Origin of the sequence: Caballeronia glathei (genome assembly GCF_000698595.1) — a bacterium.
GTDB classification, from domain to species: domain Bacteria; phylum Pseudomonadota; class Gammaproteobacteria; order Burkholderiales; family Burkholderiaceae; genus Caballeronia; species Caballeronia glathei.
On the sequence record NZ_JFHC01000013.1, the window covers coordinates 26,521 to 50,228 of the forward strand.

Sequence of the window (23,708 nt, forward strand, 5' to 3'; positions counted from 1 at the left end):
TGATTGTCTTGGTGGTCTGAAGACGTCTATTCAACACAGGCGATAGCCGGACCCGCGAACGGTACGAATCAGCGGTTGCGATGCCAGCCCGTCAAGCTTCTTCCTCAGGCGGCCTATGTGAACGTCGATGAGATTGGTACCGGGATCGAACCGTCCCCCCCAGACTGCTTCGAAAATCATGGTACGCGTGAGCACTTGTCCAGGGTGTCGCATCATGAACTCGAGCACCCGGTACTCGGTAGGCTGAAGGTCGAACTCCTGTCCCTCAAATCGCGCGCAGCGCTTGATCAGATTGAGCTCTAGCGCACCAACGTGCAGGCTCGTCTCGGCAGCATGAGATAGCGGCTTGCGCCGAAGGAGCACCTCGACCCGAGCGAGCATCTCGTCGGGGGAAAAAGGCTTGGCCAGGTAGTCGTCGCCTCCGGCTCGAAGGCCGCGCACGCGTTCATCGACATCAGACATCGAGCTAACGAGCAGCACGGGAGTGTCGATACCAGCGTTGCGCATGGCCGCGACGATGGTCAGGCCGTCGAGGTCGGGGAGAACACGGTCGAGTGTAACCACGTCGTAGTCACGAGACATGACCTTCGCAATGCCATCGCGCCCCGTCCGCGCCACCTCGACATGGTATCGAGGCATCGATAAGACTCCGATGACCTCGTTTATGACCATCTCGTCATCTTCTATCGATAATACATTCGGCATATCAGTATTTTCCAAGTGGCGTGTTGTCTTTGACGGCGGATCGTCGAGATGTCGTCGATGGTGGGTATTCGGATCTGTTCTTCAGAGAAGAGAAGATCCGTAACGGGCAATCTCCAATCCTCACTGCCTGAGACGCGCGTGGCAGCCATCACGTCGATGGCAGAGCTTGCTAGCTCCACGAACATCGCGAGGGGCTGCCTGGATTGCGGTTTCGCTCATATCAAGCTTGCCTGGTGAAGTATCAAAGGCCATGATCATTCGTCGAGGCTAAAGAGCGAGGTGCGTGTTGATTAAGTGTTTTTCACGATCCCGACCACTCGCATGTCTTCGGACAAGCTGGCGCGATGCCCCATCGAGAGCTTGTATTCGCAGTTCATGGCGAGATCGGCTTTCGATGTATGAAATGCCGCGTCGAGCGCAGATACCCAATGCGGTTGGTAATGTGAAAATTGCTGACGGCAGCGAAGCTGCGCCTATTCGCTGGCGTGAACGCATGCCTCGTGGTCAGACGATCAACGGTCTGCAAATAGCAGACCGATGACTCAAGGGAGCGCGCCGTGGCGATGGATAATTTTGTCGAAGCGGTCGCCCTCGAAGGTGTGTTGTGAAGGCGACGCTGAGTGTTTTTGGAAAATCACCGACCATGCAAATGGAGTATGGCCGAGTAGGCAGTCTCTACGAGACCGACTGGCTCGCTATCGAGACGCACACTTAGGCGGTTGTCGCGGGTCCGTGAAGGTGTTCAGAAGAGCGTGCGAATCCCGGTCGCTGCAATATAGTTTGTCGGCTCAAACCCGTTAAACGCCGCCCCGTTGAATTTCGAGAACATGAAACCGGCATAGACGTCGGTGCGGCGCGTAAATCTGTAGTCGGCAAGGATCGAGTATTGCAACTGGTTGCCGCCGGCAACGCCCGTAGACTGAACGGTCTGCGTGTCGTAAAAGCCGCCAGCGACATCTAGCCTCGGGGTGAACTTGTAATCTCCCCCAGCAAAGTACACGTTTGATTTTGTAGGGTTGACCGTGTTGGTCAGTGTGCCGGAAAAGCCGAAATAGTTCGTCGTGACACCCGGCCCGACGGGATCAGACGGAGCCCGCAGTTCAAAGCGCTCGTAGCCGACCTTGATTGTTCCCGCGCCGATCGCATATTTGGCCGCGATCATGACGTCCTCATCGTTCGCAAGCGTGAGAGCTCCGACATTGGTTCCTGTCAGCGGACTTCCGATCGGGTTGGCGCCAACGAGGGCGCCCGAGTGTATCGCATCCCGTGCGCTGTAGTACGTTGCCTGAATTCCAAAGTTGTGGTCCTCATATCCCAGGTTGGCGCCGATTGTGGAGCCGGCTCGGTAGTTGCCGGCAATCCCGCCGAGACTGTACGAGAGGCCATAATTGATCGGACCCGTGTGGTTTTGATACTTGATGTTGTTGTCCGTCCGCGACCCTTCCGTAATGCCACCGGCCGAATAAGACCCCGAGAATCCGAGCGGAGAGAAAAGCTGCGCAGCAAAGACGGGATCGTAATTGAGGATCGTATCGAAGCCGAGCGTCGTCGTTCGGCCAAGTTCAACGGACCCATACGTGTCGTGCCGCAGGCCCACGAAGGCGCCGCGATTGAAGATCTGGCCGCTCAACGCGGAAGCAGCGCCGACTGTATTGTTCGACCCTGCTACTGACGCTGCCCCATTGTTGATGTTGCCGGTTGGTACGTTGATCCCCGATTCAAGGCCGAAGAAGGCATGCAGGTTTCCTCCGAGATCCTCGTTTCCGCGAATGCCCCAGCGCGAGTCCGAAATCCCGCCATTGAACATGCCGATGACCGAATGATTGAAGGCCGTGCTCACTTTGCTGACGGGATTAACCGTAGCGGGGAAGAACGCGCTGCCGTTCGGACTGTGTTCGACAGCCCCGACGGCGACGTCGAGCACACCATAGAGCGTGATGCTGTTTCCGTCGTCAGCGTGAGCAAGACCAAACGCGGAACTTAAAATCGCCGAGGCGAGGATGTGCTTCTTCACAATATTGTCTCCTGATTTGAAAGGGGGGCGAGCATGGCTGGTGGTGCCGCGCGACGGCACAGCAACGTGATGCCATAAACGCGATGTATCGACACCTTGTCGAGTCGCCTTGGTTGCCTCGATTGCTGGTGTGAGCAGATTGCAAGCTAGCTCTCGCTTCCACGTGAATATAAGGTTGTCGAAGCGGTGTGCACGCGAAACTCTGTCTTTCAGAAAAAGTGTCGAGGAAGATCGGTTGCGACTTGAAAGTGACTTGCGGGACCCGCAGACAATCAGGGGGGACGCCCGAGATTCGGACAAGTCGATGAGTGGAGTTGGTGGGATCGAGGCCATGAGCATGATGCCGACGAGTTATCGTCGTGGGCACGTCGAGGGGGGAGTCGAACGAATGCACCGAGGCCTCGATAGTCGGGGTGCTCGGTCAGATAAGCTGCGGTGATTCAGCATGCGTGAAGACCGTGAACCTCCCGCTTCCGTCTTGACGGCAAAGGCCAGCGACGCGAAGCAGGCCGATCCGGGCGTGCGAGTCTCCCGCTTCGATGACAAATCATCGAAGGTGCGACCGGCGCGAACTTGCTTCCAAAGGCGAGTCGATCGACCTTCGGCCGCCGGTGCACTGTCGAGTCATAAGGGCATGTCAGAGTTGCAAGTTGCCAGGGCAAACACATCTGTGCCGAGCATGTCTCGCGTTGGCGATTGCGAATCGCCGTGGGATTGCGATCTTCTTGGACGACGATCGCCTGCGCTGCCTCCGGTTGTTAAATGCAGGCGTTAGGGAGAGCTGGGTGTTTGAGAGCTATCAGCTCGCATAGGTGAGGTGCAATCCCTTTGATAGACCGCGTGCAACCTTCTCTCGGCCCGCCAGATATCAGATGGATAATCAGGCTCGGCGCCGGATGGCTGATATCCAACGGATTCAAGTTCACTAAGCTCCTGTATCAATTGCGCGTGGGTTACCTCGCCTACGGGCTTCCTGAACGGATAGCCATTGCATTCTTGCGGGGTAAGATGGGGGCTTGCGAACGCTAAAGTACTGGCGGACAGCGCAAGGCTGGCAGCTACGATTTTCAGATTATTTTTCATGGCAATACGAAATAACAAAGTTAAGAAGAAGGAACCGTACGTACATCGAGAAGAACTCTCGTGGAATGGATGTGAACCAAGGTAGCAATGCCGGTACGACGAACGGATTTCGACGGTGTGAAGGATTTTTCACTGTGTGGGTCTTCGGTGTCGTTACTGCATCGCTCGCAGACTGCGCGAACGAGGGCCGTCACGTCCTTGAAGCCACCGCCGCGATGTAGTCGATCCGCATGCGGGTCTTGGTGTCGAGGTCGGCCTGTGTCAGGACGTCTCTACAGTTTTTTGATGGATGGTGTTCCCGGGCCCTTATGACCCTCGAGCAACTGGAGTCCGTTGAGCGGCTCCCAAATCCTTCGTTTCGTTGGGCTGTAGGAATCGGGAAGTCGCAAATATGCCTCGCGTGCTACGAGCGATTCGTCATCGTCCCGACTTTGAAGCGCAGTCGCTTGGTGCGCCAAAACCGCTCAGGCACCGCGGATACGTCCACGCGTGCTGCTTAGTCGCATCAAGAAGGGCGCTATAACGAAAGTCGCTGTGAACAGTATTACTTGCGCCACTACCGATGGCTGCCGGACGAGCGTCTGTTCTCAGGCATCCGGATCATGACGGTCGGCGACCGCGTAGTCGTCAAGACGGGGCTGTCGCAATGGGACGCGACCGCCGTGCGCGACTTTGCGGTCGCGCCAACTACGGCCGAAGCCGCCTTCCCTGAAGATCCGTGAGCAAGAGGACGGCGAGTGAGCAACTCACCGAAACGGATGTCGCGGGGCGCGTAGCGGGCCTACCGGAAGGCGCGCGAATCGGCTCGTCGCCCCACTACGGCGCGTATATCAAACCGGGCGTGTTGCTGTTCGAAAACCGGGACGCGCGTTCGCGGTCGGCGGGCGCGTTCCCTTAGCCGAAGGAATTCAAAGAGCAGCGCTTTCATATTACTGACATAGCATACGTAAACAATGCGATCGCTTACTTAATCATTACCGCGTTAAAGCAAGCATTGGACGGCGTTCCCTGCGTCTCAATTCAGCGGTGTGTGTGCCGGGTTCGTTCCGGCGACTGCGGCGACGCGCTTTGCCGTGCAGGCACGACCTTCGTCTGCACATCGTTGCAGTTCATCCTTCGAAGTCAACTCGAATTTCCTATAGATGAACAGATCCGTCTCCCTGCGATTTCCCCCGTCTGCCCGCATCACGCCCCCCTTGCTGCGAGCTGGCGCGCTGTGCCTCGCGCTGTTCCTGACCGCCTGCGGCGGGGGCAGTGACCCGGCTCCGAACCCCAGCGACAACAGCGGCGCCTCTCCGGGCGCATGCGCCAGCGCACATTGCGCGCCGGCTCCCTGAGCGGTCAAAGACGATCCAACATCCGCCAACTCCAACAAGAAATCCTATCTCGATGAGCTTTGATGCTTCCAAGCGCAAATTTCTGCGCACCTCGCTCGGCACCGCGGCCGCAGCGGCAACGCTGACTGCTTTCCCGGACAGTATCCGCCGGGCACTGGCAATCGAGGCGAACAACGTCACCGGCACCATTCAGGACGTTCAGCACGTGGTGCTGCTGATGCTTGAGAACCGTGCGTTCGACAGCTACTTCGGTACCTTCAAGGGCGTGCGCGGTTACGGAGACCGCTTCCCGATTCCTCTTGCGAACGGGAAGAACGTGTTCTACCAGACGAACACCGCGGGCGTCACGGTCACCCCTTATCGACTCGACGAGAGCAAGGGCAATGCTCAACGCGCGGGCAGCACGCCGCACACCTGGCCCGACGCGCAGGCGGCATGGGACCACGGCCGCATGAGCAAGTGGCCGACTGCGAAGACACCGCTGTCCATGTCTTATTACGAGGGCGCGGAGGTGCCGTTCCAGCGCTCGCTGGCCGAAGCCTTCACGCTGTGCGACGCCTACCATTGCTCCATGCATACGGGCACGATCCCGAACCGCCTGTTCTATTGGACCGGCACCAACGGCCCGAGCGGCGCCAACGTCGCGGCAATGGTCAACGAATTCAACGGCGGCAACGACGTCGGACCGTCCTCGCAAGGCTGGACGTGGACCACATACGCAGACCGGCTCGAGAAGGCCGGTGTGAAGTGGAAGGTTTATCAGAGCCTCGCCGACAATTACGGCTGCAACGAGATGATGGGTTTCCGCCACTGGCGAGCCGCGATGGAAGGCATGCCGGCGGGACGCCGCCCGGTTGCGCTGCCGGCCGTTTCGCCGGCCTACGACCCGGCGATCGACGACGCGCTCAGCCCGCTTGCCAAGGGATTTGGCAACACGATGCCGGACGGGTTCCTGCAGGCACTGCGCGACGATGTGCAGAACGGCACGCTGCCGGCGGTGTCGTGGATCATCGCGCCCTCGACCTATAGCGAGCACCCCGGGCCATCGAGCCCTGCGCAGGGTGGCTGGTATGTGCAGGAAGTGCTGGACTCGCTGACGGCCAATCCGGACGTGTGGAGCAAGACAGTGCTGCTCGTCAATTACGACGAGAACGACGGATTCTTCGACCATCTGCCGCCGCCGTCGGCGCCTTCGCGCAACAGCGACGGCACGCTGGCGGGCGCAAGCACGCTCGCGGATGCCGACATGGCCTTCGAGTACTTCAACTATCAGCCGGCGACGGCCAATCAGTTGAAGCAGGATGGCAAGCCCTTCGGCCCGGGTCCGCGCGTCCCGCTGTGGGTGATCTCTCCGTGGAGCCGCGGCGGCTGGGTCAATTCGCAAACGTTCGACCACACGTCGACGCTGCTGTTTCTTGAAAAGCGCTTCGGCGTGCGCGAGCCGCAGATCGGGGCATATCGTCGTTCGATCTGCGGCGATCTGACGTCGGCTTTCAATTTCGTCAATCCGAACACCGAGAAGCTGCCGACGCTGGCGGGCAGGAGCACCAAGGTCGCGGTCGACAACCTGATCGCGGCCCAGGCGGCATTGCCCAAGATTCCCGTGCCGGCCACGGCCATGCTGCCCGTGCAGGAGAGCGGCACGCGTCCGTCGCGCGCGCTGCCGTATGAGTTGCACACGACGGCACGTGCCGATGCGCGCGCCGGAGCCGTCACGCTGGCGTTCGCCAACAATAGTCTGAATGGCGCGGGCGCCGTCTTCCACGTGTACGACAAGCTCCATCTGGACCAGATCCCGCGACGCTATGTCGTCGAAGCGGGCAAGACGCTTGAGGGCACGTGGAGCGCCAGCGCCGACGCGGGCAAGTACGATCTGTGGGTGCTCGGGCCGAATGGCTATCACCGCGAGTTTGTCGGCAATCTGGGCGAGCAGTCGCCAGCAGGCGGCCCGGAAATTCAGGTGTGTTACGTGCTGTGCGACCCCCCGCAAGTCGAGGTCAAGCTGCACAACCGTGGCGCGGGTGCCTGCACATTCAGCATGCGTGCGCAAGCCTACCGGAACGACGGACCGTGGACCGTGCGCGTGGCGCCGGGCGCTGTCGGCGAGTTCACCTGGACGCTCGGCGACAGCGGCGGCTGGTATGACTTCGTCGTCGGCTGTGATGCGGCGCCGTCGTTCATGCGGCGCTTCGCGGGTCGTGTCGAGAGCGGCAAGGACTCCATCTCCGATCCGGCAATGGGCAAGGTCGCCTGAACATACCCATCGGCGCGGCGGCGGCAACGGTCGGAGCATCCCACCGCTTGCCGCCGCTCTGCCGCTTCGTGGTGTATGCCCGCTTGGGGAGCAGGGCGCTTGTGCCCCATGGCGGATCGCGGGCCTCTCAAGCCGGGCGTCGTCCCTTGTGGGCTCCATCGGAATAGACCTGGCTTACGGATTCCTGTCCGTTCGCTGGTTCCGGGACGCCGCCCCTCCGGCGTCCGACACCTCGACCCACTTCTTGTCTGGCGGTGCGTCCGCGACGTAGCTATCGTGCCAGTTCCGGTACTTGCAGGTCGGGGTCACAGGATAGCCCTCGGGCGAGTCCGCGCGGAAGGCAGGGCGCTGACGGAACGCAGCCGCAGGCAGTCGTTCGGGGTCGGTCATCGCGCAGCAGGTGCCCTTCGGCAAACAGGATGGCCGGTCGTACCGACCCGCTCCGGATCTTACGTAAGGGCGACACCGGCGAGGGCACGATTCTCTTGACACCCCGGCGCGGGTTTCAGGCGAGTGGCCTGAAGACGATAACGCGTTCCCTATGGCGTCCAACAAAAAATGGACGATCAGCACGCCGCCAGTGTGTTGCATCGACCGGTTGAATCCGCAGCCAGAACGGGCCGTTCGACACCAGTCGGCAAATCGTTGACAATGTGCGCCTCGCCTGGATTTTGCATTCTCATGCGGCTCACCTCTGTAAGCAGGCGGACGCGATTCGCGAAAGGTCTGCGCTACATGGTCTCCATTGACTGCGTCCGGTACATCCCGTGATTTCACTACCCGGTCCCGTCATTCGCGCGGTCAAGCTGGTCGAGACGCATGAACGCTTTATCGAGGTCGGTTCTATTGACGAACTGCTGCTGGCGGTCGCAGATGCAGCGCAGTTTCTTCGCCCTTGCGCGGATGCCCGCGCACGACAGGAGGCAGATGAATGAAATGCACGATCGTGGGTTCCCGATATTTCGGCGCTTCGGTGCTGGAAGCGTTCCGGAACGACGGCATCGAGATTGCCGGCGTGGTGGCGCCTTCCGCCGATGATCGTCTTGCCGTGGCGGGCCGTGAGGCCGGCCTGCCGACGGTGATTCACGAAAATCCAAGGCTCGTCGAAGGCAGCGCGATTCCTGAAGACACCGGCTTGATCGTCGCCGCGCACACGCATGCGCGCGTGAGCGACGAGGCGCTCGCGCGTTCGCGCCTGGGCGGCGTTGGCTATCACCCTTCGCTGTTGCCTCGCCATCGTGGTATCGCGGCGGTCGAATGGACCATTCTGGAGGGCGACCCGATCGCCGGCGGCTCGATATACCACCTGTCGCACGGCTGGGATGCCGGCGCGATCGCCGCACAGGACTGGTGCTTCGTCAAGCAAGGCGAAAACGCGCGGGAACTCTGGGAGCGCGCGCTGGCGCCGATGGGGCTCGCGCTATTGCTGCGCGTTGCCCATCACGCACGCGAACACGGTGAGCTGCCGGCGATCGCTCAGGACGAGCAATTCGCCACGCGCGCGCCGATCATCCGCCGGCGCATCGAACTCGCCGAGGAGCCGTCGGGGCCGCTTGCCACGCTCGTCGTCACGGCGATCGGTGCAGACCGTCCAGGCATCGTCAACCTGCTTTCGGAGCGCGCGCGGGCCTTTGGCGCCAACTGGACCGGCAGCCGCATGGCGAGTCTCGGCAGCCAGTTCGCCGGCATGGTGCAGTTCGAAGTCGCGCAGCGTCACGCCGACGCGCTCACCACCGCATTGCGCGATCTCGAAAGCGCGGGGCTGCGCGTCGTGATCGCGCGCAGCGAGCCGCCGCCGCTCGGGCGTGGCCGGCGCCGCGTGTCGCTGGAGCTGACCGCTCCCGACCGTCCGGGCATCGTGCGGGATCTGTCGGCCAGTCTGTCGGCGCACGATATCAGCATCGAGGAACTGGGCACGGAGCTGGCGCATGCGCCTGCCGGGCCGCATCAGTTTGGCGTCAAGGCGGTGCTCGCGGTGCCTGAAACGATGTCGATCGAGGCACTGCGAGCGTTGCTCGAATCGCTCGCCGCCGAAATGATGGCCGACATGGCACTGGACGAAGGCCCCGCCTGATCCTGCGCGCCTGGCCTCCTGGCGCTGGATCGCAAGGTTCCCGATTGCGAAGGATGTCGCCTGGTGCGCGACGCTGCCGATCCAGCCCGGAGATCGGGTCGCGCATGCCGAACCTGTTGTGATTTATATCTATCCCGTTTCAGTCCAGCGCCACCGTGAGCCGGTCGATCACGGCGCGAGTCTGAGGGCGCACGCCGCGCCACCAGTCGAAGGCTTCTGCCGCCTGTTCCACAAGCATCCCCACGCCGTCCGCGACAGTGCGCACGCCTGCATTGCGCGCGAGCCGCAGGAAGGGCGTCAACCGTTTGCCGTAGGCGAGTTCATAGGCCGTACCCTCCGGGCTGAAGACACGCGGCGGGACGGGCGGCAGTTCGCCGGTAAGGCTGGCCGACGTGGCGTTGACCACCAGGTCGAAGCGCCCCATCGCTTCGAGATCGCCGTAACCGCAGGCGAGCAGCGGGCCGCGCGCGCCGACCTTGGCCGCGAGTGCCCGACCTTTCGTCACGTCGCGATTGGCAATGACCATTTCAGCCGGACGCGCCGACAGAAACGGCAGCAATGCCCCGCGGGCGGCGCCGCCCGCGCCGAGGATCAGGACGCGCTTGCCAGCCATCGGCAGACCCAGGTTGACTTCGATGTCGCGCACGAGTCCAATCCCGTCGAAGTTCTCGGCGACGATGCGGCCGTCTTCGAACTTCATGGCATTGACGGCTCCGGCGAGTTCCGCTCTCTCACTGCGCTCGTCGGCAATTGCGAACGCCTTCAGCTTGAAGGGAGCAGTGACATTCATGCCCTTGCCACCCGCCGCGACGAACGCCCGCACGGTGTCGGCAAAGGCTTCGTCCGGCTCCAGCAGGCCTTCGATTGCCGTATAAACCATGTCCTGCTGCGTCTCCTCTGCAAAGAGACCATGAATCAGGGGAGATTTGGTGTGTCCGATCGGATTGCCGATCACCGCGTATTGGTCCGTCATCATGTCCTCACTTTGAAAAGAGCACGCCATCGGTCTGCATGGCGTCGATCTCGGCCGGGCCGAAGCCGAGCGACTGCGCCACTTCCGCGTTGTGCTGTCCGAGGTCCGGCGCGACATCGCGGATCGTCGTGTCGCAGTCGGAGAAACGAAACGGCAGGTTCGGCATGCGCAGCGTCCCGTAGCGCGGATGATCCTGCTCCACGATCATGCCCCGCGCCTTGATCTGCGGATCGGCGAGCACTTCGTCGATGCGCTGCACCTTGGCGCAAGGCACGTCGATGCCATCCAGCAGTTCCAGCACCTGCGCCACCGGGCGGGCGGCAACCCAGGGCTGGATCACCGAAAGTATCTCGCTTCGATTCGCGTTGCGTCCCGCGAGGGTGTGGAATCGGGCGTCGGCGCCGAAGCCGGCCGGTCCCCCATGCGCTTCGATCAGCGCGGCGAAGCGTTTCCAGGCATCGTCCACCTGTGCCGCGATCACGAGATCGCCGTCGGCCGCGCGGAACACGCCGTAGAGCGTCGACGTCGGCATGTCGTGACCCGTCTGCTCGGGCAGCACGCCTTGCATCGTGTAGCACTGCACCGCGTACTCGTGCATCGACACCAGCGTGTCGTACAGCGCCATGTCGATGTGCTGGCCCCGGCCGCTCGTCACGCGGCCCAGCAGCGCGGCGTTGATCGCCGCCACCGCGTGGATGCCGGTGTACATGTCGCCGAGCGAGATGCGCAAGAGCGGCGGCGGCTCGCCGGGCGTGCCCACCATCTGCATGATGCCGCTCCTGGCCTCGGCGATCAGACCGAAGCCCGCGCGATGCGCGTCCGGTCCGGTATGGCCGTAAGCCGAGATCGAGCAATAGACGAGACGTGGGTTACGCGCCGACAACTCTTTATACCCGAGCCCCAGCTTGTTCAGCGCGCCCGGCCGGTAGTTCTCGATGAACACGTCCGCCGAGTCGCACAGGCGCTGCATGAACTCCTTGCCGCGCGCATCCTTCATGTTGACGCTGACACCCCGCTTGCCCATGTTGAGTTGCAGGAAGTAGCCGCTTTGCTGGTCATCGAGCACAGTGGCGTGCTGACGGCCTGCATCGCCGCTGCCGGGACGCTCGACCTTGATCACTTCGGCGCCGAGAGCCGCGAGGCAGCGCCCACGTACGGGCCCGCGAGAAAGTGGCTGTAGTCGACGACGCGAATACCTTCGAGAGGACGGGCTTGCATCAGAACGCTCCCGGACGGCGCGGCACCATCAGGCGATGCTCGCCGCGCTGCACGGCCTGGCCGTCCTGGTTGATCAGATCGGACGGCAGCGCGACGATGCCCCAGTCGGGGCGGCTCTTGCTCGCGCGCATCGAACCGACGCGGAACTTGACGTGCAGCACGTCGTTGACCTTGATAGGCAAGAGGAAATCCCATGTCCAGCCGAGCGACATGCCCGGCAGGAATCGGTAGTCGCTCTGCGTCTTGAGGCCATCGGCAATCGACAGGCCGAACAAGCCGTGCGCGACGATCGAGCCGAAATGGCTGGCGTTGGCGTACTCCTCGTCGACGTGTACCGGCGTGTGGTCGCCCGTGAGGTCGGCGTAGGCCAGGATGCGCTCCTTCGTGACGGTGTAGGTCGGGCTCACGCACTCGTCGCCTTCGCGGGCGTCGTCCCAGTATTTCTCGATGATGGTCATGGTCACGCCTCCGCGCGTGGATCGATCGCCAGCGCCTGCGCGACGCACGCGGCGGGCCTGGCCTGAATAAGTTCGACGGCGAGGCCGTCCGGCAGGCGAAGCCAATTGCGACCCTGCGGCATTTCGGTGACATCGAACCATTGCGCCGCGACCAGCGCAGCCTGGAGGTCTTCGCACATCACGCCCAGATGCGCGAGCCGGCCTTCGGGACCTTCATGGCGCGGGTCATGGATGAATTGCAGGCCGCCGAGCGTCCAGTACTGCCGCGGCTCTTCGCGCGTGCCGTCCACCTCGCGCATGGTCATGCCGAGGACCTGCTCGAAAAAGCGGATGTGCCAGTGGATGTCCTTCACCCAGATGGCGACGTGCTCCAGATATGCCTTTGGAACGTTCATGCGGTCGTCTCCTTGTGTTGTCGGTCGGTCATGGCGCGCTCGATGCCCTTGACGCAGGCCGTGAGCGTCGCGTTGACCGGAGTCGGCACGCCGTGACGCTGCCCCCAGCGCACAACGGAACCGTTGATGAAGTCGATCTCGGTGACCGAGCCTTTTTCCAGGCTTTGCAGCATGGAGGTCTTGAAGGCGGGAGACAGTCCCTCGGCGGCCAGCGTCCAAGCCTCCTCTGGATCGGTCATGGAGAGCTTCACACCGGCGGCACGTGCGACTGTCATCGCTTCGGCGACGGCTGCGAGGGCGGTCGTTTTCAGCAGTGGTTCGTCATAGAGCTGTCCGTAGGTGAGGCCCGTGACACCAGTGAGCGCCCCGGTGGCGACGTTGACGAGCAGCTTGTCCCACATCGTGCCGACGATGTTGTCGCTGACCGTGGTGGCAAGACCGGCGGCATTGAATGCGTCTGCGATCGCGAGCACACGGGGCGTGAGCTGGCCATCGAGTTCGCCGATGTAGGTGGCTTTGCCGGCGACGCCCGACTGGATGTGCCCCGCAGCGCGCATCACGCCGCCGACGTAGGTCTTTCCTGCCAGCACGCGCTCGCGGCCCACGATGCCGGCGAGCACATCCTCGTGTCCGAGGCCGTTCTGCAAGGACAGCACCTGCGTGTCGGGGCCGATCAGCTCCAGTGCGCCGCGCATCGCCGAGTCGGTATGGAACGACTTGACGAGCACGACGACCAGATCAACCGCACCGGCCTCGCCGGCGCGTGTCGTTGCGCGGACCATGACACGCCGCGAACCGTTGGCGTCGTCGACCCGCAGGCCTTCCCGGCGCATGGCTTCGACATGCGCGACCGATCTGTTGAGCAGCCACGTCTCGTGACCGGCTTCAGTGAGCGCAGCGCCGATGGCGCAGCCCAGCGCGCCGGCACCCAGAATCGCAATCTTCAATGGTTTCTCCTTGACCTGGAGTCCACGATACGAGTTGCTGTTCATATCGGCAATGCAATGGCTACAATGACGTCATTGCATTGGACAATAACTCCATGTCTTTGCCCGAGCTCCCCGATCTGAAACTTCTGCAGCTCTTCGACCTTCTGTACGACACGCGCAACGTCACCCGCGTGGCGGAGCAACTCGGGCAGAGCCAGCCGACAGTCAGTATCTGGCTAGGACGATTGCGGGAATTTCTGCAGGACCCCTTGTTCATACGAACGCCGGGCGGCATGGCACCGACGCCGCAGGCCGATGCCTTGATCGGGCCGTGCCGCGAGATTCTCGAGTCGCTCCGGCGCTTCGCAGCGTGGGAGATCGCGTTTGATCCCGCGACGGCGCAACGGCGGTTTCGTATCTGCATGACCGACGCGAGCCACGTCACGCTTCTTCCGCGTCTGCTTGCGCATGTACGCGCGCAGGCGCCGGGTATCCGTCTGGAGGCGGCGAGGATCGACGGGAATACCGAACGGGCGCTGGAATCGGGCGAGGCCGATCTCGCGATCGGCCACGTGCCGTGGCTGGGCGGCGGCATTTACCAGCAGCAGTTGTACATGCAGGACTGGGTGTGCCTGACCAACCGCCATCACCCGCGACTGCGTGCGAGGCTCGGGGTGAAGCAGTACCGCGCGGAGGGGCATGTCGCCATCGCGGCGGGGACCGGCGCACAACTGCTGGAACAGGCACTCGTGCGCGAACAAATCGAGCGGGACGTCGTGCTGGAGTTGCCGGGCTTTCTCGGGTTGGGGGCGATCATCCAGACGACCGACCTGATTGCCACGCTGCCACGGCATATCGGCCAGACGCTGGCAAAGGTCAATGACCTCTCGATCCATCCCTGTCCGATTCCCGTGGAGGGATTTGCGGTGCGACAGCACTGGCACGCCCGGTACCATCACGAAGCAGGCAATCGCTGGCTGCGCGATCTGGTGGCTCAGTTGTTCAGCAGTTTGCGCTGAGCTGTCGCATACGAAAACGGAGTCTTCGGGTGTCGGTCATCGATGAGTGACGGCACTGAAGCGAGGTCCGCTTCCCATTCTGGACCCGCCATTGTGCAGGTTTGGTGCTGGAAGGCCGCAAGGGGCCGATATGCCTCCGACGCGAGGAGGGGGACCGGCCAGGGTATTGCTGCCCACTCCGATCGCCTCGCGAATGTCTGTTTGCGAGGACCGGGGGGCTCTCACCCAAGTGACGGGCCGACACCTGCGCCGATCCCGCGCATAGAGGGTCAATGCGGTTTCATGGCATCATCGTGTGCACCTTCACACCACACCACCGCAGGAGCGTACGTCATGGCGACTTATATTGTCTTCACAAAGGAAAGCACGCAGGATCAGGGCGAGCTCGACATCTATCAAAGCAAGGTAGGCGAGACCTTCAAAGGTCATCCTGTCAAGATTCTCGCTGCCTACGGACCTCAACAGGTCCTTGAGGGCGACGCGCCAGAGGGCGTCGTGATCGTGGAGTTTCCTTCGACGGCGGCCGCGCGTGCGTGGTACGACAGCCCGACGTATCAGGAAGTTGCGCAGCACCGGTTCAAGGGCGCGCGCTATCGCGCCGTTCTCGTCGAAGGCATGTGACGAAAGGCGCCGGCGGGGCCGTCTTCGGGAAACGAAGGGTCATTCGCCTCTACCCGTCATCGGACGTTCGGACGTCGGCTCCGCGTTGACAGCAGACACGTCGATCCATCCGAGGGGAGGCGTCGCTCATGTATTCGATACCTTCGCGTTCGGATGCGAATCTGGTTGCAGCCGTCTGATGCGACATTCGCATCAGACGGCTGCATGATCCTGACCTTGCCCCACGGGCAAGGTGCTGCACGATGCATCAAGCGGAATAGAGCGTATCAACGGACTCGTGAAGCTTCATCGAAAGCGGCGACGCTTCATACCGGCCTGCTATTACCTCGATGTACGCTCCGGTACCGCATGATTCCGCGGCGGCGATAGCCTGATCCAGTTCGGCGCACGTTGTCACGCGAGCAGTGAACCAGCCATCACAACCCAGTGCTTCCGGAAGCTTCGAGTAGTTCCATTTTGCAAGGTCGTTGTAGTACGACTCCGGGTCTTTGCAAAGAAGCCTTTCGATCAGGTAACCATCGTTGTTCAACACAAAGATGATCGGCTTAAGGCCGAATCGATGGAACTGGCTGACCTCCTGCGCGGAGAGTTGATGAGACCCTTCGCCAGTAATCAGAATCGTTCTGCGATGGGGTGCGGCGATTGCGGCACCGAATGCGGCGGGCGTTGCCCACCCGATGGCACCCCATAGCGTCTGGTTCTGGAAGGTCGCTCCCTTTGGCATGTGGGCAAAGCCGAGCCCCATCGAGGCCGTTCCGGTCTCGGCGATCACGATATCGTTGGGCCTTAACATCTGTTGCCAACGCGGATAGAGATAGTCGGCGGTTACCGGACCTTCCAGTTTGCCGACTGGCGCTCCCAACCCTTGCACGGGCGGGGCAGACACCTCCTTGCGGGGAATTCTTCGGGCCAGTTCGGTCAGCACGTCTTCCATGCGGACATTGTTATAGGACGCGTTACCGACGCGAACCGTGTCGAGCATGATATTCATGCTCTTCGAGCGGTCAATCTGCGCGGTGAACGAACCGGAGTTGAAGTCGGTCAGCATGGCTCCGATGCCGATCACGCAATCGCATCCTTCCACGAAGACACGCACCTGTTCGTTCATCAGCTTGCCGTCATACATGCCGATGTAGTTCGGGTGGGACTCGTCAAGGACGCATTTGTCCATGAACATCGTCGTGAAAGGGAGATTGGAAGCGTTGACGATGGCGAGTGCATGATCGGCCAGTCCGGCGCGCGATACGAGAATCCCGGGGACGATGCATGCGGTCTTGCTTGGAAGCAGTGCATCGACGATCGCCGCAACCGCCGCATTCAGCGCGACGGGATCGGTCGCGGGGCGGGGAGGGTGATCGGGAGCGGGTTCGACCGTGCCGGTGACGGGCATATTCGCGTAGTCCGACGGGAAACCCATGTAGACTGGTCGACGCATTTGTAACGCCGCTGAAATCAGCCGCTCGGTCTCGGCGACACAGTTCTCCGGCGTCATGATGGCGCGCGCGCAAACAACCGGTTCGACCATGTCGTAGAAAATTTCGAATTCGCCGTTGCCAAGTGTGTGATGGACGAGCCGGCGCGCTGTCTGCACGCCGCTCGCCGGCATGCCTACCAGATGAAATACGGGCAAGAATTCTGCGTACGAGCCGGCGGTGCCGTTGATCGCGCTGAGTTCACCGACGCCGTAGGTGGTGCTGAGCGCCGCCATGCCGTGGATGCGCGCGTAGCCGTCAGCCGAATACGCAGCGTTGAGCTCGTTGCAACTGCCGACCCATCGCATGTCCTTGTCTGCGCACACCGCGTCCTCGATCGGGAACGCATAGTCGCCCGCGACGCCGAAAATGTCCTTGATACCCAACTCTTTCAGGCGCGAAAGAACGTGCTGAATAACCGTCTTGCTCATGATTTCTCTCCATTGCAAAAAGAAGTTTGATGACCCACGGACCCAGTATTGGCGACCCGCTGCGATAATGGAAATTCCTTGTTATCATCCATGCGATTACCGTTCGTTATGGATCGGGAAATGGATATCCGACAGCTTCGATACTTCGTCGAGGTGGTTCGCCACAATGGATTCGGCCGGGCAACCGAAACGCTGCATGTGACGCAGCCGGCAATCAGCCGCGGGATCAAGGAGCTGGAGGATGAACTGGGTCACAGGCTGCTGATTCGGGAGCCCAGAAGCGTTCGCCTCACGGACGAAGGCGTGATTCTTCTCCGTCACGCCAGGCTGATCCTCCAGCAGGTGAACAACCTTCGCGGCGAACTGCGCGACGCGAGCAATGCCATGACGGGTACGCTGCGTGTGGGCCTGCCACCCGTCGTCGGTTCCACGTTCTTCGCCGAGGTGATCACGGCGTTTCGTGCACGGTGCCCGCATGTCGATCTGCAGATCGTCGAACTGGGCACGAACCAGATGGAAGGTGCGCTACGAGAAGGGCTTGTCGAGGTCGCCGCGGCAATGCTTCCGCTCGACGAAAAGGAGTTCGAGATTCAGCGCTTCGCGGCGGACAGACTGATGCTGGTCGTCGATCGCAAGCATGGTCTTTCCCGAAAGCGCGAAGTACGTGTGGCGGACCTCGCAGCGGAATCATTCGTCACGTTCACGGACGATTTCAGAATCAACGATCTGATTCGTAGCGCTTGCGGCGTCCATGGATTCGTACCCAGGACTGCGGGCCGCAGCAGTCACCTGGACCTCGTGATTGCAATGGTCCGCTCGGGGATGGGTGTGACGATCTTTCCCCAAACGCTTTGGGACAAGATTGCGTCGCCAGAACTGGTCGCGATCCCGCTCGTCAATCCCAGGCTTTCCTACGAGCTTGCACTCGTCCGGCGTTCCGGCAGCTATGTGAGTCGAAGCTGCCAGGCCTGGATCATGATCGCGTCAACGGCATTAGGCTTCGATGTCGGTCCGGGCTTCATGAAGGAACCCGAGTCGGCCTGAGATCGTGCGAGATCGTCACAGACATCGCGCCGCTCGGCTGCCTCTAGGGAACCCGTTAAAGACAGCTGTATCTTGTGAACGGCCGTTTGGAAGACGATGCGATGAGCGGCTGTGACGGGTGATGTACCGAAGTTCGGTGTCGGTCCTTGTGTGAATCGATCCATTTGAGGCTGCGGCACGAGTTGCGCCATTGCCGCCACACGAGCCGGAACCATGCGAATAGCGCAGAATAGGATCGTACGCACCTTTAAAGGTGCCTGAGAGGAGGCGGCGCCTGACATCGGTCGTCCGTGTTCAGGCGTTAGCAAAACAATCACGCGGCAGAGATACAAATGAAGAAAGGAAAGACAAAACTTACCCGCCAGGATGCTGAGCGCCTCTTCGAGGGTCTGCCCGCCGGGAAAGCCAGAGCATCGAGCCGGCCCGAGAACCCATTTGACGCAGGTGTGTTCGAGGAGGTCAAGCGCGTCGAGGACGAAGCCAGACTCTGGAAAGACAACCTGATTACGCTTCCGATGGCAATCGAGTTGCCTGCCGGGTACGAGTCGGTGTCTCGCATGCGCGAGGCGATGGTGCGCGCATGGCGCGTGAGATGGGTGAGGGAGGGTACGAACGAGGTGGTCGCCGAGTTTCCGGACGGATGGGCAGCCGTTCGCCCGGAGAGCGGTCCCATAGAGTTGCGAGACCCGTCCGGTGTGGTCCGCGCCCTATATGGGTGGGCAAAGAATGCTGAACTGAGGGTTTTGTCACGCTATCAGGTTGAATCACAGGCGAACAGTTCAAGCGGACTGGGCAGCCTGCTTGTCCGGGATCGCGCGAACGGCCAAATCCTTGAGCGGTCGTCGATCTGGTCTGCTCAAACCGGTACCAACCACCCGGAATGGACCAGACTGTCCGTGTGGCTCGACCTGCGCTATCCGCAACATCGCGATCCGCTGCGGTACTGGGACGCTTGCGAAGCAAATAACCAAACCTGAACGACGGTCGGGGCCTGTGCTCGCAGCAGCGCGAGGCGATTGCACGAACGCAGCCGCGCGCCGATCGCGCACGAGCGCACCATGTTGTGCGCTCGCGCCTGCATCACCCGCCATCGCTACAGCCCGTAGGCATGGATCTTATGGTCGAAACCTGCAACGAACAATTGCCCGTTCACGACCGTCGGAGAAGCGAAAATTCCACCGGTGACGCGATCGGCGTCCGGGAGCTGATTGGTGCTCCAGAGCAACTGACCACTGCGCGCATCCACCGCGACCACTTCGCTCGCGACACCCGAGACATAGTAGACCACGTCGTTTGCCGCCACGGGCGGAATCGAAGGAGAGATCGAACTGCCGCTGACGAGCAGATTCCACGCAATCGCAACCGAACAATCCGAGCGGACCGACAGCGCAACCAGACCGTTGGTGACGAGCCCCGTACTGACATAGATCTGATTCAGATTCGGATCGAATGCGGGTATGCCGTTGAAGCCTCCTCGTCCGAGCGAAAAAGAGTTGGTAGGCCCGCTCTCCAGCGTGTTGCGATTGTAGATGTACAGCATGCCGCCCTTCTGGATCGCGGCGAGCATCGGCGGGCAACTGTTGGTCTGGAAGAGGAGCGGTGTCGCGCCGAAGTCCACGTCGTTGCCACTCGGAGGCGCGGGCGAGTTCGCAGCCTGGACCTCCAGGCTGCGCGTCAGCTTGACGACGTGCTCGCCATACGGAAGGTTTTCCGGTTCCGAGAATGAGTTGCCCGTCGCGGTGTAGACCGACGCTCCGCGCGGCGTGATGGAGACACCGCCGGGACCCCATATGCCGCCGCCGTCCGGGCCTGTGGCACCCGTCGGATACCATCGCTGCAGGATCTCTCCACTCGTGGTCGACACGCGTATGACCTGTCCGTGATACGGCCTGAGGTCGCAACGGCTCGCGGTGGTGAGGTAGATATCGGTGCCGTCGAGCGTCGGGCCGCCATACACGAATGTTCTCGGTGGCGTGTTTTCCGGATCCATCAGTTGCACCGGCTGCATCAAATCGGCACCGGTCGACAGATCGAGCGCATGCAGGAATCCGTCGGCTGTGACCATGTATAAGCGATTGGTCGCGCGATCGAGAGCCGGCGTGCCGATCGTGCCGAGCAGGCCATTGGACGCGTCGAAGTCGGAACAGTCGGTCTGCACGGTGGGCGCCTGCACGCTCCAGATGATCGCACCCGTCGCGGCGTCCAGGGCGACGGTCCTGCCGAGCCACGTCGCGGCGTACACGACATCGGTCGGCACGTCATTGATCAGTATGCCTGTAGCCAGCGTCGGCTGCGTGCTGATCGGGCCTCCGATGTCGGTCGACCAGTGCGCCCGCATCTGTGAAACGTTGCCCACGCCTAGTACCGTTTCGAGCGGGTTGTAACCGATGCGCTGGTTGTTCATCCCGAAGGTCGGCCAGTCCGTGGCGACGGTCAGCGCGCTGGCGCCCGGTATCGTCGCCGCGGTCCGCGCGCTCTGTTTTCGTGAGGCCCTGAAAGGCGGGTCTGTTCGTGGTCCGACGCCGTCATGGGTCGCGTCGGCATCATGCGATCGCGATTGAGTGTGCGCGGTCGGTGCAGTGGATTGTGCGTCGGCGCATACGGGCGCCGACATCGCCAGGACGGCAGCTAGGAGGAGCGCGGCCGCGTGCTGCGCGGAAGGGGTCTTGTGCATGGCATGTCTCCGACATAGATGGATGTATGCGAATGGTCTGCGCAATACAGCTACGAAGGAATCTCGGAAAAGCCGTGTGACCTGACACAAAGGTGCTGCATCATGAGGTCGTCGTGTCCGCGATCTTGTATTTATTGTCTGCGTTTATATGGCGATATCGGAGCAGGACGGCGACCTAGTCACGCACACTACAACTTCATCAGGGTGCACACAACGTTTTTTTTGGCGTGACGTCTCTCGTGGTGCACTAGATCAACGGCTTTGCCGCAGTGACATCGGACCTCTGTGATAACGGCTTCACGCGAATGCGACATTCAATCGATCCAAAGTCGATATCGGCTTCAACGTCAAAAGAGGGACCATCGGCGATTGCGGCAACCAGCATTTCGAAGTCGGGCACTCACCCTGCAGCATTGGCTTGCGGGAAGCGAAATCCGGCACTCTGTTTTCAGGGATGAGACACGCGGCGCTAATACTGAGCGTTCAGCGGTACCTGGATGCGATCGAAACAGCGGACCTAACCAAGCCTTCAGGACTCGAAGCGAAGACGGCACGGCTGCATGTGCGCCAGCAGGTGCTTGATCTCAACCACGTTAAAGAACAGTTAGAGAAGCAACCCGACGCACAACTGTTGCTGACCGATCCGGACTCCGTTCGATGACCAGCGACTAGACGATCGATTTTCGCCGATGAAACTCGATGGGGCGAGCGGCCGGCTATATGTCGACTTCTGCCCTACGCGAACTGGTCAATGGCGGAGCACTGCGCCGGGTCAGCGTCCGACCGGGACCGGCCGGGTCGATTGTGGCGATCCTGATCGACAGGTTCGCTTTCGATTTCAGGGAGTCAGTGCCCGAATTGACAGCGGGTGCGCCGATCGAATTCCGCGGTATCGCGGCGGGCGAGATCGCCGCGATCCATACGTGCTTCGATCGGGCCCATTTGGCCGACGCCGAGCGCGCCCTCCAGACCTGAGTGACGAAGGCGGGGGCTTTTCTGCCAGACATCCGCGACGTTTGCCACAACCTCCGTCCATGGCATCATTACATGCACCTTCCTGCCGCGGGGAACTCATGAATATCATCATCGACAGACCGCCCGTCGTTCTTCTCCTTTCGTTTGTTTTGCTCTGGCTGTCCGCCTATCTTGGCTCAAGGTTCTCCAAACGGCGTGGCAATCAGAGCGCCGAGGCACGGGAGGATTATGCTGTCATTCGGGCCGCCACGCTAACGCTGCTTGGTCTGATCATCGGTTTCAGCTTTTCGATGGCTGTCAGCCGCTATGACCAGCGCAAGGCTTACGAGGAAGAGGAGGCCAACGCGATCGGCACGGAGTTTTCGCGCGCAGACTTGCTGCCCGCGGCCGATGGAGCCAAAGTCCGCGCGCTGCTGATTCGCTACGCCGATCAACGCACGTTGTTCTACACGGTGCGTGAGGTCGACCGGCTGCAAAAGATCAGTTCGGATACGGCCCAGCTTCAAACGGATCTGTGGTCCACCGTGCGCGCGACGGCCTTGGCACAACCGACACCAATTTCCGCGCTCGTCGTATCCGGCATGAACGATGTCTTCAACGCGGAGGGCTACACGGAAGCGGCGTGGCGTAATCGCATCCCGCCGGGCGCCTGGGCGCTGATGATCGTGATTGCGGTACTTTGCAATGGACTCGTCGGTTACGGCAAGCGCACGCAGGACGGCAAGGGCGCAATACTTTTTATCTGGCCACTGGTGGTGGCGATCTCTTTCGCGTTGATCGCCGACGTCGACAGCCCGCGCGGCGGTGTAATCAGGGTCGCGCCGCAAAATCTTCTTGTTCTCGAACGTTCGCTCAGCTCGCAGTGAATGCAGCAGCAAGATTGACGATGATCGGTTCAATTCGCAGGAGCCACGGCAATCTCAAGCTGCCCGGTTTTCGAAGCGTATGACTGACGGCTCCCAATCGATTTTTCGGCATTTGCTGGCAAGGCGAAAATGGTCGTCGCCATGTCCGGAACCGAAGGCGGCTGCTCCTGCGAACGCGTCATCTCTTCTTGACGAGAATAGCGGTCTCCCAGAAATGTTGCGTAAGCATTGGCGATCCGCAGTAAGCTATCTTGTACGACGTTTCGATCGGGCTTCAAGGCCCGGTCACTTGAAAATCAGACGGGCCAGCCACCGAAGCCTGAACCTGCGGGCGACTGATACAAAGGAGCGATCGAATCGTCTGCCTGTTCCCGTGGTGTGCCTGTTTGCATTTTCCACCCTTGTACCACCCACCCAATCGTAAGGAGCTCGACATGAACACTGAGCAGGCGCGCAGCGAGGCAGCGTCGACCACCGGAAAACCGGGAACGGTCGACATGAAACTCGAGGTGGTCGTCGTTCCCGTGTCGGACGTCGATCGCGCGAAGCAGTTCTACGCGGGGCTAGGTTGGAGGCTTGACGTCGATATCGCGACGGACGATCAGTTTCGGGTTGTACACTTCACGCCGCCGGGCTCGCACTGTTCGGTGTTGTTCGGCAAGGGTGTCACGACAGAGGCGCCTGGCTCATCGCAGGGACTCCATCTGATTGTGTCAGACGTGGAAGCCGCGCGCGCAGAGCTGGTGAGTCGTGGCGTCGACGTCAGCGAGATCTTCCACGACGTCGGCGGCGTCTTCCATCATGCCGGTGAAGAAGGACGCGTGAGCGGCTTGCATCCGGCGCGAAAAAGCTATGGTTCTTTCGCGTCGTTCAGCGATCCCGACGGAAACGGCTGGGTATTCCAGGAGGTGACCGAACGGTTCCCCGGAAGAGTCGACACGAACGGCACGACATTCACTTCGTCGGTGGAGCTCGCAAGTGCGCTTCGCCGTGCTGCGGCCGCGCACGGCGAGCACGAGAAACTAACGGGCAAGCACGATGAAAACTGGCCCGACTGGTATGCCGAGTTCATCGTGCGTGAGCAGGCCGGCGGGTAAATTGCCGGCATGAGCATTTGCGGCAGGTAGATGGGGCAGGCCGCCGGGGAGAGGGCGGCGGCCAGGATT

General features: G+C 61.4%; 22 protein-coding genes and 2 pseudogenes. 12 read left to right on the top strand and 12 right to left on the bottom strand.

The features are described 5' to 3' along the window. Nucleotides 1–30 precede the first annotated feature (30 nt). The 3 genes from BG61_RS11145 to BG61_RS39995 all read right to left on the bottom strand — a co-directional run bounded on the left by BG61_RS11145 (nt 31) and on the right by BG61_RS39995 (nt 3,802). Nucleotides 31–705, bottom strand: coding sequence for a response regulator transcription factor (locus BG61_RS11145; RefSeq protein WP_035938590.1), 675 nt, complete (start codon nt 703–705; stop codon nt 31–33). A 742-nt stretch (nt 706–1,447) separates the two neighbouring features. Continuing rightward, nucleotides 1,448–2,719, bottom strand: coding sequence for a porin (locus BG61_RS11150; RefSeq protein ID WP_035938588.1), 1,272 nt, complete (start codon nt 2,717–2,719; stop codon nt 1,448–1,450). A 771-nt stretch (nt 2,720–3,490) separates the two neighbouring features. Next, on the bottom strand, nt 3,491–3,802 hold the full coding sequence (locus BG61_RS39995) for a DUF4148 domain-containing protein (RefSeq protein WP_075584150.1): 312 nt from the start codon (nt 3,800–3,802) through the stop codon (nt 3,491–3,493). A gap of 548 nt (nt 3,803–4,350) precedes the next feature. On the opposite strand from BG61_RS39995, the gene BG61_RS42775 reads away from it, so the two are divergent. Together BG61_RS42775 and BG61_RS11160 are read left to right on the top strand one after the other, a co-directional pair. After that, complete coding sequence (locus BG61_RS42775) at nt 4,351–4,524, top strand: hypothetical protein (RefSeq protein WP_161783671.1); 174 nt, start codon at nt 4,351–4,353, stop codon at nt 4,522–4,524. 667 nt (nt 4,525–5,191) lie between these two features. Further along, nucleotides 5,192–7,393: a phosphocholine-specific phospholipase C gene (locus BG61_RS11160; protein ID WP_035938586.1), complete on the top strand. Its 2,202-nt coding sequence runs from the start codon at nt 5,192–5,194 to the stop codon at nt 7,391–7,393. Nucleotides 7,394–7,567: 174 nt separating this feature from the next. On the opposite strand, the pseudogene BG61_RS43910 reads toward BG61_RS11160, so the two are convergent. Next, nucleotides 7,568–7,723: pseudogene (locus tag BG61_RS43910) on the bottom strand (DUF899 domain-containing protein); the annotation flags it as partial. Nucleotides 7,724–8,160: 437 nt separating this feature from the next. Between BG61_RS43910 and BG61_RS42780 the strand changes: the two are divergent. Continuing rightward, on the top strand, nt 8,161–8,328 hold the full coding sequence (locus tag BG61_RS42780) for a hypothetical protein (protein ID WP_161783672.1): 168 nt from the start codon (nt 8,161–8,163) through the stop codon (nt 8,326–8,328). Then, nucleotides 8,325–9,467, top strand: a complete 1,143-nt coding sequence (locus tag BG61_RS11165) for an ACT domain-containing protein (protein WP_035938584.1) — start codon at nt 8,325–8,327, stop codon at nt 9,465–9,467. Before BG61_RS42780 ends, BG61_RS11165 begins: the two co-directional genes overlap by 4 nt. Nucleotides 9,468–9,606: 139 nt before the next feature. Here the strand turns inward: BG61_RS11165 and aroE are convergent, their stop codons facing one another. The 5 genes and pseudogenes from aroE to BG61_RS11190 form a co-directional block, all read right to left on the bottom strand. Further along, nucleotides 9,607–10,440 carry a shikimate dehydrogenase gene (gene aroE / locus BG61_RS11170; protein ID WP_035938699.1) on the bottom strand — a complete coding sequence of 278 codons (834 nt, stop codon included), beginning with the start codon at nt 10,438–10,440 and terminating at the stop codon, nt 9,607–9,609. 7 nt (nt 10,441–10,447) lie between these two features. Beyond that, a pseudogene (locus BG61_RS11175) lies at nt 10,448–11,658 on the bottom strand (CaiB/BaiF CoA transferase family protein). Beyond that, on the bottom strand, nt 11,658–12,116 hold the full coding sequence (locus BG61_RS11180) for a MaoC family dehydratase (protein ID WP_035938583.1): 459 nt from the start codon (nt 12,114–12,116) through the stop codon (nt 11,658–11,660). Before BG61_RS11180 ends, BG61_RS11175 begins: the two are co-directional and overlap by 1 nt. A 2-nt stretch (nt 12,117–12,118) precedes the next feature. Then, nucleotides 12,119–12,511 carry a VOC family protein gene (locus BG61_RS11185; RefSeq protein WP_035938581.1) on the bottom strand — a complete coding sequence of 131 codons (393 nt, stop codon included), beginning with the start codon at nt 12,509–12,511 and terminating at the stop codon, nt 12,119–12,121. Then, on the bottom strand, nt 12,508–13,458 hold the full coding sequence (locus BG61_RS11190; RefSeq protein ID WP_035938579.1) for a ketopantoate reductase family protein: 951 nt from the start codon (nt 13,456–13,458) through the stop codon (nt 12,508–12,510). The genes BG61_RS11185 and BG61_RS11190 overlap by 4 nt, the downstream gene beginning before the upstream one ends. Before the next feature lie 95 nt (nt 13,459–13,553). Between BG61_RS11190 and BG61_RS11195 the strand changes: the two genes are divergently transcribed. Continuing rightward, nucleotides 13,554–14,459 (top strand): LysR family transcriptional regulator, encoded by a 906-nt coding sequence (locus BG61_RS11195; RefSeq protein ID WP_035938578.1) that lies wholly within the window; start codon nt 13,554–13,556, stop codon nt 14,457–14,459. Between the two features lie 333 nt (nt 14,460–14,792). Beyond that, the gene (locus tag BG61_RS11200; protein ID WP_035938576.1) at nt 14,793–15,080 is read left to right on the top strand and encodes a DUF1330 domain-containing protein; all 288 of its coding nucleotides are present in this window, start codon (nt 14,793–14,795) and stop codon (nt 15,078–15,080) included. A 247-nt stretch (nt 15,081–15,327) separates the two neighbouring features. Here the strand turns inward: BG61_RS11200 and BG61_RS11205 are convergent, their stop codons facing one another. Further along, nucleotides 15,328–16,983 (bottom strand): alpha-keto acid decarboxylase family protein, encoded by a 1,656-nt coding sequence (locus tag BG61_RS11205; RefSeq protein WP_035938575.1) that lies wholly within the window; start codon nt 16,981–16,983, stop codon nt 15,328–15,330. Nucleotides 16,984–17,031: 48 nt separating this feature from the next. Here BG61_RS11205 and BG61_RS11210 point away from each other — a divergent pair, with 48 nt between their 5' ends. Together BG61_RS11210 and BG61_RS11215 are read left to right on the top strand one after the other, a co-directional pair. Beyond that, on the top strand, nt 17,032–18,027 hold the full coding sequence (locus BG61_RS11210) for a LysR substrate-binding domain-containing protein (RefSeq protein WP_206540584.1): 996 nt from the start codon (nt 17,032–17,034) through the stop codon (nt 18,025–18,027). Between the two features lie 332 nt (nt 18,028–18,359). Continuing rightward, the gene (locus BG61_RS11215) at nt 18,360–19,004 is read left to right on the top strand and encodes a hypothetical protein (RefSeq protein WP_035938572.1); all 645 of its coding nucleotides are present in this window, start codon (nt 18,360–18,362) and stop codon (nt 19,002–19,004) included. A 116-nt stretch (nt 19,005–19,120) separates the two neighbouring features. Here BG61_RS11215 and BG61_RS11220 read toward each other — a convergent pair whose 3' ends face one another. Next, complete coding sequence (locus tag BG61_RS11220) at nt 19,121–20,701, bottom strand: outer membrane protein assembly factor BamB family protein (protein WP_035938571.1); 1,581 nt, start codon at nt 20,699–20,701, stop codon at nt 19,121–19,123. A 418-nt stretch (nt 20,702–21,119) separates the two neighbouring features. Between BG61_RS11220 and BG61_RS11225 the strand changes: the two genes are divergently transcribed. From BG61_RS11225 to BG61_RS11235, 3 genes are all read left to right on the top strand, one after another. Beyond that, nucleotides 21,120–21,362: a hypothetical protein gene (locus BG61_RS11225; RefSeq protein WP_129572297.1), complete on the top strand. Its 243-nt coding sequence runs from the start codon at nt 21,120–21,122 to the stop codon at nt 21,360–21,362. Nucleotides 21,363–21,421: 59 nt separating this feature from the next. Continuing rightward, nucleotides 21,422–21,676 (top strand): hypothetical protein, encoded by a 255-nt coding sequence (locus BG61_RS11230; RefSeq protein ID WP_129572296.1) that lies wholly within the window; start codon nt 21,422–21,424, stop codon nt 21,674–21,676. A gap of 98 nt (nt 21,677–21,774) precedes the next feature. Then, the gene (locus BG61_RS11235; RefSeq protein WP_035938568.1) at nt 21,775–22,542 is read left to right on the top strand and encodes a bestrophin-like domain; all 768 of its coding nucleotides are present in this window, start codon (nt 21,775–21,777) and stop codon (nt 22,540–22,542) included. Between the two features lie 29 nt (nt 22,543–22,571). Here the strand turns inward: BG61_RS11235 and BG61_RS41845 are convergent, their stop codons facing one another. Then, the gene (locus BG61_RS41845; protein ID WP_129572295.1) at nt 22,572–22,820 is read right to left on the bottom strand and encodes a hypothetical protein; all 249 of its coding nucleotides are present in this window, start codon (nt 22,818–22,820) and stop codon (nt 22,572–22,574) included. Between the two features lie 156 nt (nt 22,821–22,976). Here BG61_RS41845 and BG61_RS11240 point away from each other — a divergent pair, with 156 nt between their 5' ends. After that, complete coding sequence (locus BG61_RS11240) at nt 22,977–23,639, top strand: VOC family protein (RefSeq protein WP_051672430.1); 663 nt, start codon at nt 22,977–22,979, stop codon at nt 23,637–23,639. Nucleotides 23,640–23,708: the final 69 nt, after the last annotated feature.